At 73.6% G+C, this 18,775-nt stretch carries 16 protein-coding genes; 9 read left to right on the plus strand and 7 right to left on the minus strand.

Annotated features, from left to right (window positions below; genetic code table 11):
* Positions 1-45 precede the first annotated feature (45 nt).
* Positions 46-1,989 carry an amylo-alpha-1,6-glucosidase gene (locus tag GA0070558_RS12425; protein ID WP_091278774.1) on the minus strand — a complete coding sequence of 648 codons (1,944 nt, stop codon included), beginning with the start codon at positions 1,987-1,989 and terminating at the stop codon, positions 46-48.
* Between the two features lie 42 nt (positions 1,990-2,031).
* Between GA0070558_RS12425 and GA0070558_RS12430 the strand changes: the two genes are divergently transcribed.
* Together GA0070558_RS12430 and GA0070558_RS12435 are read left to right on the plus strand one after the other, a co-directional pair.
* On the plus strand, positions 2,032-4,776 hold the full coding sequence (locus GA0070558_RS12430) for an MGH1-like glycoside hydrolase domain-containing protein (protein ID WP_091278776.1): 2,745 nt from the start codon (positions 2,032-2,034) through the stop codon (positions 4,774-4,776).
* 63 nt (positions 4,777-4,839) lie between these two features.
* The gene (locus tag GA0070558_RS12435; RefSeq protein ID WP_091278779.1) at positions 4,840-5,550 is read left to right on the plus strand and encodes an HAD family hydrolase; all 711 of its coding nucleotides are present in this window, start codon (positions 4,840-4,842) and stop codon (positions 5,548-5,550) included.
* Positions 5,551-5,939: 389 nt separating this feature from the next.
* On the opposite strand, the gene GA0070558_RS12440 is transcribed toward GA0070558_RS12435, so the two are convergent.
* Together GA0070558_RS12440 and GA0070558_RS12445 are read right to left on the minus strand one after the other, a co-directional pair.
* The gene (locus GA0070558_RS12440) at positions 5,940-6,215 is read right to left on the minus strand and encodes a hypothetical protein (protein ID WP_043967697.1); all 276 of its coding nucleotides are present in this window, start codon (positions 6,213-6,215) and stop codon (positions 5,940-5,942) included.
* Between the two features lie 47 nt (positions 6,216-6,262).
* Positions 6,263-6,694, minus strand: a complete 432-nt coding sequence (locus tag GA0070558_RS12445) for a RusA family crossover junction endodeoxyribonuclease (RefSeq protein WP_043967698.1) — start codon at positions 6,692-6,694, stop codon at positions 6,263-6,265.
* Between the two features lie 693 nt (positions 6,695-7,387).
* Here GA0070558_RS12445 and GA0070558_RS12455 point away from each other — a divergent pair.
* From GA0070558_RS12455 to GA0070558_RS12470, 4 genes are read left to right on the plus strand one after another with little or no spacing between them, the layout of a single operon-like run.
* Positions 7,388-8,668 (plus strand): ABC transporter substrate-binding protein, encoded by a 1,281-nt coding sequence (locus GA0070558_RS12455; protein WP_091278783.1) that lies wholly within the window; start codon positions 7,388-7,390, stop codon positions 8,666-8,668.
* Positions 8,665-9,558 (plus strand): carbohydrate ABC transporter permease, encoded by an 894-nt coding sequence (locus GA0070558_RS12460; RefSeq protein WP_256091897.1) that lies wholly within the window; start codon positions 8,665-8,667, stop codon positions 9,556-9,558. The genes GA0070558_RS12455 and GA0070558_RS12460 overlap by 4 nt, the downstream gene beginning before the upstream one ends.
* Before the next feature lies 1 nt (position 9,559).
* Positions 9,560-10,393 (plus strand): carbohydrate ABC transporter permease, encoded by an 834-nt coding sequence (locus tag GA0070558_RS12465; RefSeq protein WP_043967705.1) that lies wholly within the window; start codon positions 9,560-9,562, stop codon positions 10,391-10,393.
* An 11-nt stretch (positions 10,394-10,404) separates the two neighbouring features.
* Positions 10,405-11,610, plus strand: a complete 1,206-nt coding sequence (locus GA0070558_RS12470) for an ABC transporter ATP-binding protein (RefSeq protein WP_091278787.1) — start codon at positions 10,405-10,407, stop codon at positions 11,608-11,610.
* Between the two features lie 217 nt (positions 11,611-11,827).
* Here the strand turns inward: GA0070558_RS12470 and GA0070558_RS12475 are convergent, their stop codons facing one another.
* Together GA0070558_RS12475 and GA0070558_RS12480 are read right to left on the minus strand one after the other, a co-directional pair.
* Positions 11,828-12,892, minus strand: coding sequence for a winged helix DNA-binding domain-containing protein (locus GA0070558_RS12475; RefSeq protein WP_091278918.1), 1,065 nt, complete (start codon positions 12,890-12,892; stop codon positions 11,828-11,830).
* 304 nt (positions 12,893-13,196) lie between these two features.
* Positions 13,197-13,934 (minus strand): YsnF/AvaK domain-containing protein, encoded by a 738-nt coding sequence (locus GA0070558_RS12480; protein WP_091278790.1) that lies wholly within the window; start codon positions 13,932-13,934, stop codon positions 13,197-13,199.
* A 136-nt stretch (positions 13,935-14,070) separates the two neighbouring features.
* On the opposite strand from GA0070558_RS12480, the gene GA0070558_RS12485 reads away from it, so the two are divergent.
* Together GA0070558_RS12485 and GA0070558_RS12490 are read left to right on the plus strand one after the other, a co-directional pair.
* Positions 14,071-14,829: a HipA family kinase gene (locus GA0070558_RS12485; RefSeq protein ID WP_043969357.1), complete on the plus strand. Its 759-nt coding sequence runs from the start codon at positions 14,071-14,073 to the stop codon at positions 14,827-14,829.
* Positions 14,826-15,194 carry a DUF3037 domain-containing protein gene (locus GA0070558_RS12490; RefSeq protein ID WP_077939270.1) on the plus strand — a complete coding sequence of 123 codons (369 nt, stop codon included), beginning with the start codon at positions 14,826-14,828 and terminating at the stop codon, positions 15,192-15,194. Before GA0070558_RS12485 ends, GA0070558_RS12490 begins: the two co-directional genes overlap by 4 nt.
* 241 nt (positions 15,195-15,435) lie before the next feature.
* Here GA0070558_RS12490 and GA0070558_RS12495 read toward each other — a convergent pair whose 3' ends face one another.
* Entirely contained in the window at positions 15,436-16,026 is a 591-nt protein-coding gene (locus GA0070558_RS12495) for an HAD family hydrolase (protein ID WP_077939271.1), read from the minus strand.
* Between the two features lie 114 nt (positions 16,027-16,140).
* Between GA0070558_RS12495 and wrbA the strand changes: the two genes are divergently transcribed.
* Positions 16,141-16,761 carry an NAD(P)H:quinone oxidoreductase gene (gene wrbA, locus GA0070558_RS12500; protein ID WP_091278793.1) on the plus strand — a complete coding sequence of 207 codons (621 nt, stop codon included), beginning with the start codon at positions 16,141-16,143 and terminating at the stop codon, positions 16,759-16,761.
* 22 nt (positions 16,762-16,783) lie between these two features.
* On the opposite strand, the gene GA0070558_RS12505 is transcribed toward wrbA, so the two are convergent.
* On the minus strand, positions 16,784-18,703 hold the full coding sequence (locus GA0070558_RS12505; RefSeq protein ID WP_091278795.1) for a chorismate-binding protein: 1,920 nt from the start codon (positions 18,701-18,703) through the stop codon (positions 16,784-16,786).
* Between the last annotated feature and the right edge of the window lie 72 nt (positions 18,704-18,775).

The following is an 18,775-nucleotide window of genomic DNA, read 5'->3' on the forward strand; positions in this document are numbered from 1 at the left end:
CGCCGTTGCCGGGATGTAAAGCGCTACCGGCGGACCCGGAAGGGCCTACCGGCGCACCCGCCGGGCGCGCAGCACCTCCGCCACCGACCACGCCTGGAACGGGCAGCCCGTCGCCGCGTGCGGGGCCGCGCCGTCGGCCGTCTCGCTGACCGACCCCAGCCCGTGCTCGGTCAGGTGGGCCTCCACGCCGACGAACAGGTCGTCCACCGGCAGCTTCGCCCGGCGGGCCGCGTCCACGTACGGCCCGAGCAGCCACGGCCACACCGTGCCCTGGTGGTAGCCGCCGTCGCGCTCGGCCGGCCCGCCCCGGTGCCGGCCGGTGTAGCCGGGCTGGTCGGGGGCGAGGCTGCGCGGGCCCAGCGGGGTGAGCAGCCCGGCGGCGACCCGGCGCAGCGTCGGCTCGTCCGGCTCCAGCGGCGCGTACGGCAGCGACCAGGCCAGCAGCTGGTTGGGGCGCAGCAGGTCGTCGTCGTGGTACGGCGCGCCGCCCAGCGGGTACGCCGGCGCGGGCGCGTCCACCACGTCGTGCAGCCAGCCGACCGGGGACGGGAACCGCGCGGCGAACGACGCGGTGGCCCGGGCGTGCAGCCGCCACAGCTCGGCGGCGTCGCCGCCGGCCAGCTCCGTCAGCTCGGCCAGCCCCGCGAGCCCGTTGACCCACAGCGCGTTGATCTCCACCGGCTTGCCCGTGCGGGGCGTCACCGGCACCCCGTACACCCGGGCGTCCATCCAGGTCAGCGCCGTGCCCGGGGTGCCGCCCTGGGTGACCAGGCCGTCGGCCGGGTCGACGGCGATGCCGTACCGGGTGCCGGCCAGGTACGCGTCGACGATCCCACGCAGCGCCGGCAGCAGCTCGTCGCCGAGGTCGGTGTCGCCGGTGACGGTGACGTGCCGGCTCACCGCGTGCAGGAACCACAGGGCGGCGTCGACCGTGTTGTATTCGACCCGCCCCGTGTCGGCCGTGTTGGCGAGCATCCCCTCCGACAGCGTCGCCGCGTACGCCCGCAGCAGCTCCCGGCCCTCGTCGGCCCGGTTGGCGCACAGGAACAACCCCTCGTACGAGGTCATGGTGTCCCGCGACCACGCGCCGAACCACGGGTAGCCGGCGACGACGTCCGGGCCGGCGGCGGTGCGCACGACGAACGCGTCGGCGGCCAGCGCGAGGGTGGCCTCGACCGCGTCCGCCGTCCCGGCCCGCGCCACCACCTGCCGGTTGCGCCGCCGCGCCGCCGCGACGACCTCCTCCGCCGGGGGCGGCGTGGCGGCCAGGTCGCCCGCCCAGGCGAGCACCGACACCGTGTCGCCGGGGCGCTCCAGCACGCCGGAGAACCGCCCGGCGTGCCAGACGTCGTCGTCCGGGTGCAGGCCCCGGGCCGCCTCCTCGCGGTGGTGCACCCCGAGCCACCACTGCCCCTCCGGGGTCCAGTCCGGCCCGGCGAGGCGGAACGCGCCCTCCACCACCGCGCCGCCGTCCACCGGCTCGACCCGGGGCGCGGGGCCGTCGGCGCGCCGCTCGCCGTGCGCGTCGCGCCAGGTGCAGGCCGCCGACAGGTCGAGCCGGACCGGGCCGCCGGACACGAGCCGGTGCACCACCGCCACGCACGAGCGCCCGTACGCCATGGCCAGCTCGCGCTCGATGACCACGTCGCCGATCCGCCACCGCCAGCGCGGCAACCCGTCGGCGAGGTCGAAGCGCTCCAACAGCTCGAAGCCGCGCGGGTCGACGTCGCCGGAGGACCACTCGTGCGCGCCGAGGCGCAGCCGCGCCCCGGAGGGGAGGACGACCGCCGGATCGAGACTCACCAGTCCCACGTTCCGGGATGCCGGGGTGTGGCCGGCGACCACCAGCAACCCGTGGTAGCGGCGCGTGCGCAGCCCGCTCACGGTGCCCATGGCGTAGCCACCCAGGCCGTCCGGGACCAGCCACTCCCTGGTGGCCCCACCCGTCAGCTCCCCGCACACCTGCGAACCGAAACGAATGTCGATCAACTTTCCTCCAGCGGCGGCGAGGTGTAACACGCCACGACGAGAATGGCCGCTGTGGTGAAGTACCCCGGCGGCACCGAAGATAGGCACGTGATCACCGACGTGCCTCCCTCCCATGCGCCCGCACCCGACGCCGAACGGCTCCGGCTCGCCCAGGCCGACTCCGGGGAGCAGGACTGGCGCGCATGGGGTCCCTATCTGTCCGAGCGGGCGTGGGGGACGGTACGGGAGGACTACAGCGAGCACGGCACGGCGTGGGACTACTTTCCCCACGACCACGCGCGGTCCAGAGCCTACCGCTGGAGCGAGGACGGCATGGCGGGCGTGTGCGACGACCGACAGACGTTCTGCTTCGCCCTCGCCCTGTGGAACGGCCGCGACCCGATCCTCAAGGAACGGATGTTCGGCCTCGGCGGCGACGGCGGCAACCACGGCGAGGACGCCAAGGAATACTGGTGGTACCTGGACTCCACGCCCACCCACTCGTGGATGCGCTGGCGCTACCACTACCCGCAGGCCGCCTTCCCGTACGACGAGCTGGTCGCCGTCAACGCGCTGCGCGGCCGCGACGACACCGAGTACGAGCTGGTCGACACCGGGATCTTCGACGACGACCGGTACTGGGCGGTCACCGTCGACTACGCCAAGGCGTCCCCGACCGACATGTGCATCGTGGTGACCGTCGCCAACCGGGGCGACACCGACGAGCGGCTGCACGTGCTGCCGTCGCTGTGGTTCCGCAACACGTGGGCGTGGGGCCTGCCCGGCGGGGACCGGGTGCCCCGGCTCGTCGGCTCCGCCGCCGGGGCCGGCGTCGGCGCCCGGCTCGTCGGCGAGCACTGGGTGCTCGGCCAGATCCTGCTGGAGGGCGACGGCGACCCGGTGCCGCTGCTCTGCGACAACGACACCAACGCCGAGCGGCTCTGGGGGCTGCCCGGCCGCTCGCCGTACCCGAAGGACGGCATCAACGACCACGTGGTGAACGGCGCGGCCACGGTCAACCCCGACCGGGAGGGCACCAAGGGGGCGCTGCACTACGTCCTCGACGTGCCGGCCGGCGGGCACCGGCAGATCCGGCTGCGGCTGACCCGCACCGCGCCGCCGCCCGGCGGGACGCCGCCGCCGGCCGCCGACCTGACCGCCGGCTTCGACGCGGTGGTGTGGGCGCGGCGGGCCGAGGCGAACCGGTTCTTCGACGGCGTCATCCCGGCCGCCGCCACCGCCGACGAGGCCCTCGTCGCCCGGCAGGCCATCGCCGGGCTGATGTGGGGCAAACAGTTCTACCACTTCGACGTGAAGCGGTGGCTGGAGGGCGACCCCGGCTCCACGCCCCCCGCCGGCCGCCGGCACGGGCGCAACAGCCACTGGTGGCACATGACCAGCTTCGACGTGATCTCCATGCCCGACCCGTGGGAATATCCCTGGTACGCGGCCTGGGACCTGGCCTTCCACTGCGTCAGCATCGCCCGCGTCGACCCCGGGTTCGCCAAGTCCCAGGTGCTGCTCCTGCTCCGCGAGTGGTACCTGCACCCCAACGGGCAGATCCCGGCGTACGAGTGGGCGTTCGGCGACGTGAACCCGCCCGTGCACGCCTGGGCCGCGCTGAAGGTCTTCGAGATCGACGGCTCCCGCGACCACGAGTTCCTGGCCCGCGTCATGCACAAGCTGCTGCTCAACTTCACCTGGTGGGTCAACCGCAAGGACACCGGCGGCAACAACGTCTTCGAGGGCGGCTTCCTCGGGCTGGACAACGTCGGCCCGTTCGACCGCTCGGCGGCGCTGCCGGTGGCCGGCACGCTGGAGCAGTCCGACGGCACGGGCTGGATGGCCATGTACGCGCTCAACCTGCTCGACATCGCCGTCGTGCTCGCCGAACACGACCGCACCTGGGTCGACACGGCCACCAAGTTCTTCGAGCACTTCGCCTACATCGCCGCTGCCGCGTACGACCAGGGGCTCTGGGACGACGAGGACGCGTTCTTCTACGACGTGCTGCGGCTGGCCGACGGCAGCCAGGTGCCGCTGAAGGTCCGCTCGGTGGTGGGGCTGCTGCCGCTGGCGGCGACCACCCGGCTCTCCGCGCGTACGCTGCGCCGGCTGCCCGAGCTGGGGGCCCGGCTGCGCTGGTTCCTCACCCACCGCCCCGAGTACGCCGACGTGATCGGCGCCCGCCGCATCGGCCCGGACGGCCGCCAGCAGCGGCTGCTGACCATGGTCGGCCCGGAGAAGATCGTCCGGCTGCTGGCCCGGATGCTCGACACCGAGGAGTTCCTCTCCGAGTACGGCCTGCGCACGCTCAGCCGCGCCCACCTGGACAAGCCGTTCGCCGTCACCCTCGGCGGCCAGGAGTTCAGCGTCGGCTACGAGCCGGCCGAGTCGACCAGCGGCCTGTTCGGCGGCAACTCCAACTGGCGCGGCCCGATCTGGATGCCGACGAACTTCCTGCTGATCAGCGCCCTGCGCGACTACGCGGCGTTCTTCGGCGACGACCTCCAGGTGGAATATCCGACCCGCTCGGGGGTGAAGCGGACCCTCGACGAGATCGCCGACGACCTCTCCACCCGGCTGATCTCGCTGTTCACCCGGGACGGCTGGGGGCGGCGGCCCATCTACGGCGCCGCCCAGCTCTTCCAGACCCACCCCGACTGGCGGGATCTGATCAGCTTCCCGGAGTACTTCCACGGGGACAACGGCGCGGGCCTGGGCGCGTGGCACCAGACGGGCTGGACGGCCCTGGTCGCCGACCTCATCCTCACCCTGCGCCACCGCCGGGGGGCCGACCCGGCGTGAAACGGCGTGCCCGCGCCGCGCCGCCGGCAGTACGGTGTCCCGGGCCAAGGGGAGGGGAGAGGCATGCGACAGGACACGCCGGGCCGGCGGGACGCGCAGGTGCTGGTCTTCGACGCCGACGACACGCTGTGGGAGAACAACGTCGTCTTCGAGCGGGTCATCGACGACTTTCTCGGCTGGCTGGACCATCCGACGCTGGACCGGGCGCAGATCCGCGCCATCCTCGACGACATCGAACGGGCCAACGCGGCCGTCCACGGCTACGGCAGCAAGGTCTTCCTGCGCAGCCTGGGCGAGTGCCTGGAGCGGCTGCGCCAGCGGCCCGCCTCCGCCGCGGAGCGCCGGGAGATCGCCGCCCTGGCCGAGGCGCTGGTCAACCATCAGGTCGAGCTGATGCCCGGGGTGGCCGCGACGCTCGACGCGCTCGCCGAGCGGCACCGGCTGCTGCTGCTCACCAAGGGCGACCGGGAGGAACAGCAGCGCAAGCTCGACGCGTCCGGGCTGCTGCACCACTTCCACGCCGCGCACATCGTGCGGGAGAAGAACGTCGACACCTACCGGTGGCTCGTCGGGGATCACGGCTTCGACCCCGGGGCCGCCTGGATGATCGGCAACTCCCCGAAGTCGGACATCCTGCCGGCGCGGGCCGCCGGCATGTGGGCGGTGTTCATCCCCAACGAGAACACCTGGGTGCTGGAGGACGACGACCTCGACCCGACCGACCCGGGGGTGCTGCGGCTGGCCGCGTTCGGCGACCTGCTGCGGCACTTCTGAGGCTCCCGGCCGCCCGCCGGACGCACCCGCTCCCGAGGGGGAACAGCGCCCGCGCCGCTGCCCGTGTTACGCCCTCCTGCCGGATTTCGGCCTGGTCGGCAAACCCCGCCGTGGGTGGCCCGGACGGCTTGTTCCGCCCCGGCCGCGCTGCCTAACCTGACCCGGCGTTCGCGGCTCCTCGGGGTGAGTCGGGAACGCGCCGAAGTCCGGCGGTGGCGCACCGTGGAGCTGAGTGCAGGCGGGCCGCATCGCCGCCGGTGGGCCTGGCGTGGGCGGCGTGTCCCGCCCGCGCGCCCACCGGCGGCGATCCGCTGCCACACCGGACGGCTGGTGGGTCAGGACCGGGGAGTTGCGGACCCGGTCCTGACCGTGCCGGCGGGCGGCGGAGGTCAGGAGACCTCGCCGCGCACGATCGCCACCGCCACCCGGCAGAACTCGTCCATGTCCGGCTGGAAGCCGGCCGCGATGTCGGGGTGCAGCCCGGCCCGGGTCTCGTCCAGCAGCCGCTGGCAGACCTGCTCGACCGGCTCGCCCGCGTAGCTCGACCGCACCCGTCCCGTGGCCGCCTGCAGGGCCGAGGTCAGCTGATCCTCCAGCGGGCCCCGCAGCTTCTGCTGCACGGGGTCGAGCCCGCTCGGATCGAGCGTGACATGTGGCTCCGACATCGGCGCTCCCTTCGTCGGCGTCCGCGGTACCCCACCGCGGACGTCGGTCAAACCACGGCCGGCACGGCGGCCACCCGCACCCGGTAGGAGAACTCCTCCGCCGGTTCCTCCAGGTACGACAGCCGGCGGATCTGCCGGTCGTCGGTGTAGAGGGCGACGTCGGCGAGGACCCCGAGGTGGGTCAGGCCGATGGTGGCGACCCTCTTCTTGTCCTGCAGCACCGCGCAGATGCCGCCGAGCAGGGTGCTGGCGTCGGAGGTGCGGTGCCCCGGCGGACACCGCAGGGTCAACTCCACCTCCACCGGCCCGCCCAACGGGGTCCAGCCGGTGCGCTGGGCCGCCGAGCAGGCCGCCAGGAGCAGGGCCCGGACCCTCGTCGCCTGCCGGTGGCCGGCGGCGAAGATGGACAGGGCTTCGGTCTTCACCGGGGGCAGGCCGCTCACCTCGAACGTCAGGGCGAGAGCGCGGGTGTCCTGCACGACGGCACCTCCTCGTCGTCAACGATCCTGCCCAACCGGTGGACCGGCAGCGGGGGGTTCGCTCGATTACCCACCGTTCGGGCAGGCGGGGATGGGCCGGAGGCGTATCGACTTCGACGGCGACGCGCTGGCGGTTGAGTCCGGAGGAACTCCCGGCAAACGCTAGTCGAACGGGCCGACCCCCGGTAGCCTCCCCGCGCACGTGTCCGACGCGCCGGACGGGCCGGGTCACCCGGGTCACCCGGGCATCGGCCCGTGCAGGCCGCGCTCCGCGCCGGGCACCATCAGCACCGGCGAGCCCGGCCGCCGCGACGGCGTCGTCCACCAGCTTGTCCGACAGCGGGTTGCCCGCGTCGTGGGTGCGCCCGCCCAGCGCGGCGTAGAAGCGGCCGGCGTCGTCGTGGCGACCCTCGGCGCGCAGCGCCTCCACCAGCCGCAGCGCCCGGCCGGAGGCGGCCATCGCCCCGCCGCCCTGGTGCCGCCGCCCGGCCGGTCACCGGCGAGACGAACCGGACGAACGGCGATCGTGGGTCGCGGGCGTTGCCGCCAGGTTTCGCGGCTTCGCAGGTCGGGCAGTGTTGCCCGCACGAAACGCCCGGGGCGGGTCGGTGTGCGGTCCGCTCCCGACCGTCTCGCCGTGCGCCGGGGCACGGGTGACCTCCCCGGCTCTTCGCCGAAGAGAGGGGGAGGGCGATGACAGATCCGGCCCGACATCGGCGTCGGCCCGCGGCCCGGGCGGTGGCGGCCGCCACCGCGCTCGCGCTGGTCGCGCCGCTGGCCGCGTGCGGCTCCGGCGGCGACGGCGGCACGCCCACCATCAACCTGTACTACCCGCCCGAGCAGAACCTGCAGAAGGTCGTCGACGACTGCAACGCCCAGGCGCAGGGGCGCTACCGCATCGCCTACCGGGTGCTGCCGCGCCAGGCCGACGACCAGCGGGTGCAGCTGGTCCGCCGGCTCGCCGCCGGGGACACCGGGATGGACGTGCTCGGCCTCGACGTCACCTGGACGCAGGAGTTCGCCAGCGCCGACTGGATCCGCGAGTGGACCGGGCAGGACCGGGCCGAGGTGGAGGGGGGCACCCTCGCCGGGCCGCTGGACACCGCCCGCTACCAGGACAAGCTGTACGGGGCGCCGAAGAACACCAACGTCCAGCTCCTGTGGTACCGCACCGACCTGGTGCCGGACGCCCCGAAGACCTGGGACGACATGATCAAGCAGGCCCAGGACCTGAAGGCGCGGGGCAAGCCGTACCAGGTGCTCACCATGGGCGCCCAGTACGAGGGCCTCGTCGTCCTCTACAACACCCTCGCCGAGAGCGCGGGTGGCAAGATCCTCAGCGACGACGGCAAGCAGGCGGTCATGGACGCCGGCACCGTCACCGCGCTCGACCAGCTCCGGCGCTTCGCCACGTCCGGCGTGACGTCGCCGTCGTTCAGCAACGCCACCGAGGACCCGGTCCGGCTGGAGTTCCAGTCCGGCAAGGGCGCGTTCCAGGTCAACTGGCCCTTCGTCTACCCGGCGTTGCAGGAGGCCGACCCGGAGCTGGCGAAGAAGGTCAAGTGGGCGCGGATCCCGGGGATCGACGCCGACACCCCCAGCAAGGTCACCATCGGCGGCGTCAACCTGGCCGTCAGCGCGTACTCGACGCACCCGGCGGAGTCCTTCGAGGCCGCCAGGTGCCTGCGCAACGCCGAGAACCAGAAGTTCTCCGCCGTCAACGACGGCGTGCCGCCCACCATCGAGCGGGTCTACGACGACCCGGAGATGGCCGAGGCGTACCCGATGAAGGAGACCATCCTCGAGGAGCTGAAGGAGCCGGCGACGCGCCCGCTGACCCCGGCCTACCAGAGCATCTCCACGGTGATGTCGGCGATCCTGTCGCCGCCGTCGGCGATCCGCCCCGAGCAGACCGCCGACGAGCTGCGCGACGCCATCGCCGACGCCCTCGAATCGAAGGGGGTGCTGCCGTGAGCGGAAAGCTGAGCGAGAACAAGAAGGCCGAACGGAAGCTCGGCTGGCTGCTCTGCGCCCCCGCCGCGCTGGTCATGGTGCTGGTCACCGCCTACCCGATCGGCTACTCGATCTGGCTGTCGTTGCAGCGCTACGACCTGCGCTTCCCCGACGAGCGGAAGTTCATCGGGCTGGAGAACTACGCGACCGTGCTGACCAACGAGTTCTGGTGGACGGCGTTCGGCGTCACCATGCTGATCACCGTCGTCACCGTCGCCGTCGAGCTGGTCCTCGGCATGGGGCTGGCGCTGATCATGCACCGGACGCTGGTCGGCCGGGGCATCGTGCGCACCGCCGCGCTCATCCCGTACGGGATCGTCACGGTCGTCGCCGCGTTCTCCTGGCGGTACGCGTGGACGCCGGGCACCGGCTACCTGGCCAACCTGTTCGGCGACGGCGCGCCGCTGACCGAGCGGGCCAGCTCCCTGGCCATCATCATGCTCGCGGAGATCTGGAAGACCACCCCGTTCATGGCGCTGCTGCTGATGGCCGGCCTGGCCCTGGTGCCGGAGGACCTGCTCAAGGCGGCGTCCACCGACGGCGCGACCGCGTGGCAGCGGTTCACCAAGGTCATGCTGCCGGTGATGAAGCCGGCCATCCTGGTCGCCCTGCTGTTCCGCACGCTCGACGCGTTCCGGGTCTTCGACAACATCTACGTGCTCACCGCCGGCGGCAACGAGACCTCCTCGGTGTCGATGCTGGCCTACAACAACCTGATCCGGGGCCTCAACCTCGGCATCGGGTCCACGATGTCCGTGCTGATCTTCCTCACCGTGGCGGTCATCGCGTTCGTCTTCGTGAAGCTGTTCGGCACCGCTGCCCCCGGCAGCGACGACGGGGAGAGGCGCTGACATGGCCGACACCACCACGCGGGCGAAGCTGCGCTGGGGCCTGCTGGACGTCATCGTCGTCGTCTTCGCGCTGGTCCCGGTGCTCTGGATCGCCTCGCTGTCGTTCAAGACCCCGGCCACCCTCACCGACGGCAGGTTCTGGCCCCGGGAGTGGACGCTGGACAACTACCGGTCGATCTTCGACACCGACCAGTTCGTCCGCGCGCTGGTCAACTCGATCGGCATCGCCCTGATCGCCACGCTGGTCGCCGTGGTGCTCGGCGCCATGGCCGCGTACGCGATCTCCCGGCTGGACTTCCCCGGCAAGAAGCTGCTCGTCGGCGTCTCCCTGCTGATCGCGATGTTCCCGCAGGTGTCGCTGGTGTCGCCGCTGTTCGAGATCGAGCGGCAGCTCGGGCTCTTCGACACCTGGCCGGGGCTGATCCTGCCGTACATCACCTTCGCCCTGCCGCTGGCGATCTACACGCTGTCGGCGTTCTTCAAGCAGATCCCCTGGGACCTGGAGAAGGCGGCGAAGATGGACGGCGCGACCCAGGGCCAGGCGTTCCGGCGGGTCATCGCCCCGCTGGCCGCACCGGGGCTGTTCACCACGGCGATCCTGGTCTTCATCTTCTGCTGGAACGACTTCCTGTTCGCCATCACGCTCACCTCCACCGAGCGGGCCCGCACGGTGCCGGTGGCGCTGTCGTTCTTCACCGGCGAGTCGCAGTTCGAGGACCCCACCGGGGCCATCTGCGCCGCCGCCGTGGTGATCACCGTGCCGATCATCGCGTTCGTGCTCTTCTTCCAGCGCCGCATCGTCTCCGGCCTGACCTCCGGCGCAGTCAAGGGATAGGTGGTGTAGTGATGGCTGACATCGTGCTGGACAAGGTGAGCAAGTCGTTCCCCGACGGGACCGTGGCGGTGCAGGACGTCGACCTGGAGATCGCCGACGGCGAGTTCGTCATCCTGGTCGGCCCCTCCGGCTGCGGGAAGTCCACCACCCTCAACATGATCGCCGGGCTGGAGGACATCAGCTCCGGTGAGCTGCGCATCGGCGGCCAGCGGGTCAACGACAAGGCCCCCCGGGACCGGGACATCGCGATGGTGTTCCAGTCGTACGCGCTCTACCCGAACATGACCGTCCGGGAGAACATGGCGTTCCCGCTGAAGCTCGCCAAGCTCGACAAGGAGACGATCGACGCCAAGGTCGACGAGGCGGCCAAGGTGCTGGAGCTGACCCCGCTGCTGGACCGCAAGCCGGCCAACCTCTCCGGCGGCCAGCGGCAGCGGGTGGCGATGGGCCGGGCGATCGTCCGCCAGCCCAAGGCGTTCCTGATGGACGAGCCGCTCTCCAACCTCGACGCGAAGCTGCGGGTGCAGATGCGCACGGTCGTGTCCCGGCTGCAGAAGCAGCTCGGCACCACCACCGTCTACGTCACCCACGACCAGACCGAGGCGATGACCCTCGGCGACCGGGTGGTGATCATGCGGGGCGGCGCGATCCAGCAGGTCGGCCCGCCGCAGGAGCTCTACGACCACCCGCGCAACCTCTTCGTCGCCGGCTTCATCGGCTCCCCGTCGATGAACTTCCTGCACGCCGCCGTCGACGACGGGACGCTGCGCACCGCCGTCGGCGACGTGCCGATCGGCGACCGGATCCGCCGCGAGCTGGAGGCCGGCGACGCCCCGCGCGAGCTGATCCTCGGCATCCGCCCCGAGCACTTCGAGGACGCCGAGCTGGTCGACGACGACACCCGCCGCCGGGGCGCCGAGTTCACCGCGCCGGTCGACATCGTCGAGTCGATGGGCTCCGACAAGTACGTCTACTTCACGCTGGAGGGGGAGCGGGCCAGCGCCGCCGAGCTGGAGGAGCTGGCCGCCGACGCCGGGGCCGACTTCAGCGGCGGCGGGGCCAGCCTGGTCACCCGGCTGTCGGCCGAGTCGACCGTACGCGAGGGCGAGGACCGCCGGGTCTGGTTCAACCTGGAGAAGATCCACCTGTTCGACCCGTCCACGGGCCGGAACCTGACCCTGCACGAGGGGCGGTCGTCCGGGGCGCTGGCCGACTGACCGATTCGGGCTCGCGGGGCCGGTGGCGACTCGCCGCCGGCCCCAGGTGCGGGGCGATCGTTGGCTGGTTGCGGTGCAATCGCGTCGGCGTGTCGTGTAGCGGAGCCAGCCACCTTTCCCTGGGCGCGCCGAGCGGCGAGCAGTCTCAGTGACCCTTACGTCCCCGTGACGGCCTCGCCCTATGCCTCACGGCGGCCGCGTGACGACGGGCGGCCGGTCAGGCCCACTCCACCGCCGGCGGGAGCCCGACGAACGCCGCGTACGCCGCCAGCGCCGCGTCCACCTGCTCCCGGGTGGCGGCGTCGAGGTCGACCAGCGGGCGCACCGCCACCTTCACCTTCGTCTTGCCCAGCGTCCGCTTCCAGGTGCCGGCCACCCGGCCGCCGCGCACCACCGTCGACTGGAACACCCCGTTGCCGCCGGGGATGATCGCCTGCTTGTGCTCCGGGGCGACCATCAGCGACCGGTCCTTGAAGCCCAGCAGGTATTCGTCGAAGCCGGGCAGGGCGTGCACGTCGTCTACCGGGGTGCGGGGCGCGTCGAGCAGGGCCGCGTCGGCCACCGCCTCGACGCCGTCGACCGTCACGGTGGTGGGCGCGTCACCGGCGGCGGCGATGCCCCGCTTCGCGTCGGTGGCGGTCAGGCCCGTCCAGCCGGCGAAGTCCTGCCGGGTGGTGGGGCCGTGGCTGCGGAAGTAGCGCAGGGCGAGGATGCCGAGGGCCTCGTCACGGTCGGGGCGGTGCGGGTCGGGCACCCACTCGTCGAGCAGCGCGAACGTCTGCTCCGTGCCGACGTGCGGGGCGATGCAGGTGACGCCCTTCTGGGCCGCATACCACAGCAGGTGGTAGCCGCGCTGGCCGGTGGTGTCGATGCCGGCCGCGTTGAGGGTGGCCTGGCACTGCGACCGGGTCATCCGCGCCCCGCCGGCCAGCGCCTCGCCGAGCACGTCGGCGGCCCGGTCGGCCTCTTCCAGGCTGAGCCCGAGGACCGCCCGGCGGGGCCCGGCGGCGGCCAGGGTGCGCACGCCGGTGACGTCCAGCATCCAGCGGGCGTCGCGGGACGGCACGAGGTGCACGGTGCCCCGCATCGGCCAGGTGCGCAGCGCCTCCCGCCGCTCCAGGGCCTCCTGCACGTCGGCCTGCGTCCAGCCGGGCAGCCGTAGGCCGAGCGACCACAGGCCGCTCGCCGCGTCCTGCGCCTGCATCGCGCCGAACCACTCGACGATTCCGGCCACGTCCTTGGGCCGGGCCGTGGGGTGGGGGCACAGCAGCAGGGCCGTCATCCGCAGCGCGAGCGCCTCCGCGCCGGTCAGCTCCGCCGCGCCCACCGGTGCTTTCGCGCCGGCAGCCTGCTGCCGCCCGCCGCCCGCCGGTTCCCCCGCGCCGCCCGCCTGCTGCCGCACACCGCCCGCCGGTTTCCGCACGCCGCTCGTCGCCACGTCTCACGCCGCCTTCCGTCCACCTCGACGGCCAGCATAGAACCGGTCACCGACACCCGCCGGACACGCGACCGGGCGGGCGGATCACCAGGGATCCGCCCGCCCGGGGTCACGCCGTCCGGCGGAGGGTCACCGCCGGGGCGTCACGTCAGCGGCGGGACCGGGCCGACTGCGGGACGTCCGCCTCCACCTGCTCGCGGCGCAGCCGCTCGTCGACGGGCCGGTCCTCGACGACCTCGTCCTTGGTCAGCCGGACCCGCTCGACGGGGACCTGTTCCTTGCTGACCACCGGGTGCTCGGCGCGCAGCCGCAGCTCCTGCTGCTCGTCGCCGATCTCGGCCCGCGCCCGCCGGTCGCCCGGGGCGATCGGCTCGCGCTCGACGCGCACCTCGTCGTGCTCGACGGGGACGGTGGTGTGCACGTCCTCGTCGACGACGTGCTTACGCAGCCGCGCGGTTCCGGCCGGCTCGCTCTCGGTGCCCACCAGCAGCCGCTCCTCGGAGCGGGTCAGCTCCGGCCCCCGCGGGTAGCCGGCGGCCTGCTGGCGCGACGGGGCCGGCGGGGAGGGCGGCGGAAGCTGGTAGTGCGCGTAGAGCTGGGTGAGCTGCTGGGCGTCCAACGGCTCGTCGGTGCCCGTCTCGACGCTGGGCGCGCCGCGCACGGTCGCCTTGTCGTACGGCAGGCTCAGCTTGTCCTGCTGCATCCGGGCCGACTGGAGCGGGGCCATCGACTCGTGGTGGCCCATCACCCCGGTCTTGACGCTGACCCAGGTCGGCTCGCCGGCGGCGTCGGCCCACACCTGGCCCACGCTGCCGATCTTCGCACCCGAGCGGTCCTGGATGTCCTGCCCGTACAGCGAGCGGATCTGCTGCTCGGTCAGTCGCATTGGCTCGTCCTTCCTCTCGTGGGTCACGACGTGGCTACCCGAGCCGCTCCGGAAGCATTCCGGGGCCCGGCCGTGAATAGGAGCGCCGGCGGCGGCCCGCGCGGGCGGCGCAGGGGTTCCGGCTAGGGTGGGCCTCGTGCTCCGTCAGGTCACCGGAATCCGGTACGTCACCCCGCTGCGCGAGGGCGGCTCGCTGCCCGGTGTGGTCGAGGCCGACGACCTGGGCACGTACGTGGCGAAGTTCTCCGGCGCGGGGCAGGGGCCGAAGGCGCTGGTCGCCGAGGTGATCTGCGGTGAGCTGGCCCGCCGGCTCGGGCTCGCGGTGCCCCGGCTGGTGGTGCTGGACATCGACCCGGTCATCGGCCGGGCCGAGCCCGACCAGGAGGTGCAGGAGCTGCTGCGCGGCAGCGGCGGGCCGAACCTGGGGATGGACTTCCTGCCCGGCGCGCTCGGCTACGACCCGGTGGCGCACCCGGTCGACCCCGCCCTGGCCTCCCGGGTGCTCTGGTTCGACGCGTTCACCGAGAACGTCGACCGCAGCTGGCGCAACCCCAACCTGCTGATCTGGCACCGCGAGCTGTGGCTGATCGACCACGGCGCCTGCCTCTACTTCCACCACAACTGGCCGCGCGCCGAGGCGGCCGTGCGCCGGGCGTACCGGGCCGACGACCACGTGCTCGCCCCCTACGCGAGCCGGCTGGCCGAGGCCGACGCCGACCTCGCGCCCCGGGTCACCCCCGGCCTGCTCGCCGAGGTGCTGGCGCTGGTGCCGGACGCCTGGCTGGCCGGGCCCGACTTCGACTCCGCCGACGCGGCCCGCGCCGCGTACGCCGACCACCTCGCCCGCCGGGTGGCGCGCACCGCCGACTGGCTGCCGCAGGGGAGCGCCGCGTGAGAGAACCCTTCGAGTACGCGGTGATCCGGCTGGTGCCCCGGGTCGAGCGCGGCGAACGGATCAACGTCGGGGTGATCCTCTACTGCCAGGGTCGGGACTTCCTCGCGGCGCGTACCCATCTCGACGCCGACCGGGTCCGGGCGCTCGCGCCGGACGTGGACCTCGCCGAGGTGGCGGCGGCGCTGGGCTCCTGGGACCGGACGTGCGTCGGCGAGGGCCCGTCGGGGCGGATGCGGCGGGGCGAGCGGTTCCGCTGGCTGGCGGCCCCGCGCAGCACGATGATCCAGACCGGGCCGGTGCACACCGGGCTGACCGTCGACCCGGCGGCGGAACTCGACCGGCTGCTGGACGCCCTGGTCCGCTGACCACCCCGGCCCTTTGTCCGCGGGGCACATCGGCCGCTGGGAAGCAGGGCCCGCCGCCCCCTGATCGCGCTACGCCGGCCTCGTTGCCGACGGAGCGCGATCCCCCGTTCAGGTCGACCGGCGCACCGGCGGCGGCACGGGCCGCCGGAGCCGGTGCGATCAGGATGGCGCTCGGCGGCCCGGCCGGGACCGACCGGCCGTGGAACTTGCGCAAAACTTGAGCGAGCCGCCGCAGGCGGGGTCAGCCCCGCCGGGGCTGCGGGACGCGCACCGAGGCCATGCCGGCGGCGGTCGCGGCCTGGATGCCCAGGTCGGCGTCCTCGAAGACCAGGCAGGCCGCCGGCGGCACGCCCAGCAGCCGGGCGGCGAGCAGGAACGCCTCCGGGTCGGGCTTGGGCCGGGCGTAGTCGCCGGCGCAGACGAACGTGTCGAACCGGTCGAGGATGCCGAGCGCGCCGAGGGACGCCGTGACCGACTCCCGCGTGCTGCCGGAGACCACCGCGAAGGGCACCCGCCCGTGGGCGTCGTGGATGTGCCGCAGCACCCCGGGCACGCCGGTCGCCGTCGGCAGGAGCTCCTGGTAGAGCGCCTCCCGGCGGGCGGCGACGGCCTCCACCGGCATCGCCAGGCCGTGCCGGTCGTTGAGGTCGGCGACGATGTCGGCCACCGGCCGTCCGGCCCAGGCGTAGAAGAGGTCCTCGGGCAGGTCGCAGCCCCATTCGCCGAGGGCCCGCCGCCAGGCCGTGTGGTGCTGGGGCATCGAGTCGACGATGGTGCCGTCGCAGTCGAACAGGTACGCCTGGAACTCGCCGTCGGGCAGGGGCAGGATCACCGCACCAGGCTATCGCCCGGCGGACCCGGGCGGTCCACCACGTGCACCGGTCGACGTTTGACGCCGCAAGCAACGGGTAGTCGCGGGAGCTGACCGGAGAACGAGGAGGACCCGATGGAGGGCCGGATCAAGGTCGCGGTGATCTACTACAGCGCGACCGGCATCACCTATCAGATGGCGCAGTCCGCGTGCGAGGCCGCCGGCGAGGCCGGCGCGGAGGTCCGGCTGCGCAAGGTGCGCGAGCTGGCACCCGACGAGGCGATCCGGTCCAACTCGGGCTGGCAGGCGCACCGCCTCGAAACCCAGGACGTCATGGAGGCCGAGCCGGACGACCTGTCCTGGGCCGACGTGGTGATCCTCGGGTCGCCCACCCGCTACGGCATGGTCGCCGCCCAGCTCAAGCAGTTCATCGACACCACCGGCCCGCTGTGGGCGCGGGGCGCGCTGGCGAACAAGGTCTACTCGGCGTTCACCTCGACGGCGACCTCGCACGGTGGGCAGGAGTCGACGCTGCTGTCGCTGCTCACCGTCTTCTACCACTGGGGCGGCGTCGTCGTCACCCCCGGCTACACCGACCCGAGCCAGTTCGTCGCCGGCAACCCGTACGGCGCCTCGCACACCAGCAACAACGGGGAGGTCCCCCCGGACCACGTGGCGCTGGCGGCCACCGCGCTGACCGCGAAGCGGGCGGTGCAGATCGGCGCGGCGCTGAAGCGGGGCCTGGCCGCCGGCTGACCTCCGGCGGCCGGCGCGCTCCTCACCCCTCGGCGCGGGCCACGGCCGGGGACCGGCCCGGCGGCACCGACAGCAGGTGGCCCAGCAGGTCGGCCAGGACGGCCAGGCCGTCGCGGCTGAGCACCGACTCGGGGTGGAACTGCACCCCGGCGAAGCCGGGCCCGCGCAGCGCGTGCACCGCGCGGTCGACCGGGTCGCGGGCCAGCTCCACCGGCCCGTACGTGCTGGCGACCCGGTCGGCGGCGGCGACGGCCGTGAACGTGGAGTAGAACCCCACCCGGCGGCTCGTGCCGAACACGCTGACGTCGCGCTGCAACCCCTGGTACGGCGCGTCGCGCCGGTGCAGCGGCAGCCCGAGCAGCCCGGCCAGCAGCTGGTGGCTCAGGCACACCGCGAGGGTCGGCGCGCCGGCTGCGAGCCGCCGGGCGAGCAGCCCGCGCAGGGCGGCCATCTTCGGCTGGTCCACGGCCCTCGGGTCGCCCGGGCCGGGGCCGGCGACCACCAGGTCGTACGCGTCGTCGCCGGCGGGCCGGTGCCACGGCGTCACCTCGACGGCCAGCCCGAGGGCGCGCAGCTGGTGGGCGAGCATCCCGGTGAAGGTGTCCTCCCCGTCGACGATCAGCGCCCGCCGGCCGGCCAGCCCGGGCAGGGCCACCGCCCCCGGCGGGCGCTGGTCCAGCCAGAACCGGGCCAGCGGGGCGTTGCGGGCGGCCAGCGCGGCGCGTACCTGCGGGTCGTCGGCGAGCCGGGGCGCCGGACCCGGCCCGAGGTCGGGGGCGTCGGGGCGCAACCCGAGGGCGGCCAGCACCCCGGCCGCCTTGGCGTGCGTCTCGGCCACCTCGCCCTCGGGCGTGGAGTGGCGCACCAGGGTCGCCCCGACCGGCACGCGCAGCTCCCCGTCGGGGGAGATCTCCGCCGTGCGGATCAGGATCGGCGCGTCCAGGGTCTGCCGGCCGGCGTCGTCGCGGCCCAGCAGGGCCAGCACCCCGGCGTAGTAGCGCCGCCCGGTGCGCTCGTGCCGGGCGATGACCCGGCAGGCGTTCTCCATCGGGCTGCCGGTGACCGTCGGGGCGAACATCGTCTCCCGCAGCACGTCCCGCACGTCGAGGCAGCTCTGCCCGGCGAGCAGGTACTCGGTGTGCGCCAGGTGCGACATCTCCTTGAGGTACGGGCCGACGACCTGCCCGCCGCGCTCGGCGACGGTGGCCATCATCTTCAGCTCCTCGTCGAGCACCATGTACAGCTCGTCGACCTCCTTCGGGTCGGTGAGGAAGCGCAGCAGCGACGCGGTGTCGGCGGTGCCGCCGTGCCGGAAGGTGCCGCTGATCGGGTTCATCATGACCAGGCCGTCGTCGACGCTGACGTGCCGCTCGGGGCTGGCCCCGACCAGGGTCCGCGTGCCGGTGTGCACCACGAACGTCCAGTACGCGCCCCGCTCGCGCAGCAGCAGCCGGCGCAGCGCGGCCAGGGCCGCGACCAGCGGGGAGCCCTGCACGGTGGCGCGCATGGTGCGGTGGACGACGAAGTTCGCCCCCTCGCCCCGGCCGATCTCCTCGGCCAGCACCCGGGCGACGGTGTCGGCGTACTCGGTGTCGGGGATGTCGAACCCGGCGTCGGTGGTCACCACCGGCGCGTCGGGCAGGGCGGCGAGGACGTCGGCCAGGGGTAGCCGCTCGTGCCCGGCGATCTGGAGGCACTCCAGCGGGGTCCCGTCGTCGACGCAGGCGAACCCGCGCTCGGTGACCTGCCGGTACGGCACCAGCGCCAGGGTGCGCGGTCCGGCCGGGCCGTCGGGCAGCGGGACGTCGGCGAGCCGGTCGACCAAGCGTACGGTGCCGGTGAACAGCTCCAGGTGGTCGGCGCCCTCGCGGCGGACGAGCGCGAAGGGGCCGGGGTCGACGCCGTCGGCGACGGCGGCGAGCAGGTCGTGCGGGCGGGTCATCGGATTCTCCTGTGATGGCCGGGCGGCGCCGCCGGTGGCGGCCCGGGCCGGGTGGAGAACCGGCGGCCGCCT

Origin of the sequence: Micromonospora haikouensis, from assembly GCF_900091595.1 — a bacterium.
Lineage (GTDB): Bacteria > Actinomycetota > Actinomycetes > Mycobacteriales > Micromonosporaceae > Micromonospora > Micromonospora haikouensis.

Excerpts from the sequence above, each read along its gene's own strand:
- GA0070558_RS12430 (WP_091278776.1), top strand. The coding sequence starts at position 2,032 with ATGGCCGCTGTGGTGAAGTACCCCGGCGGCACCGAAGATAGGCACGTG.
- GA0070558_RS12435 (WP_091278779.1), top strand. The coding sequence starts at position 4,840 with ATGCGACAGGACACGCCGGGCCGGCGGGACGCGCAGGTGCTGGTCTTC.
- GA0070558_RS12440 (WP_043967697.1), bottom strand. The coding sequence starts at position 6,215 with ATGTCGGAGCCACATGTCACGCTCGATCCGAGCGGGCTCGACCCCGTG.
- GA0070558_RS12455 (WP_091278783.1), top strand. The coding sequence starts at position 7,388 with ATGACAGATCCGGCCCGACATCGGCGTCGGCCCGCGGCCCGGGCGGTG.
- GA0070558_RS12465 (WP_043967705.1), top strand. The coding sequence starts at position 9,560 with ATGGCCGACACCACCACGCGGGCGAAGCTGCGCTGGGGCCTGCTGGAC.
- GA0070558_RS12470 (WP_091278787.1), top strand. The coding sequence starts at position 10,405 with ATGGCTGACATCGTGCTGGACAAGGTGAGCAAGTCGTTCCCCGACGGG.
- GA0070558_RS12475 (WP_091278918.1), bottom strand. The coding sequence starts at position 12,892 with ATGACGGCCCTGCTGCTGTGCCCCCACCCCACGGCCCGGCCCAAGGAC.
- GA0070558_RS12480 (WP_091278790.1), bottom strand. The coding sequence starts at position 13,934 with ATGCGACTGACCGAGCAGCAGATCCGCTCGCTGTACGGGCAGGACATC.
- wrbA (WP_091278793.1), top strand. The coding sequence starts at position 16,141 with ATGGAGGGCCGGATCAAGGTCGCGGTGATCTACTACAGCGCGACCGGC.
- GA0070558_RS12505 (WP_091278795.1), bottom strand. The coding sequence starts at position 18,703 with ATGACCCGCCCGCACGACCTGCTCGCCGCCGTCGCCGACGGCGTCGAC.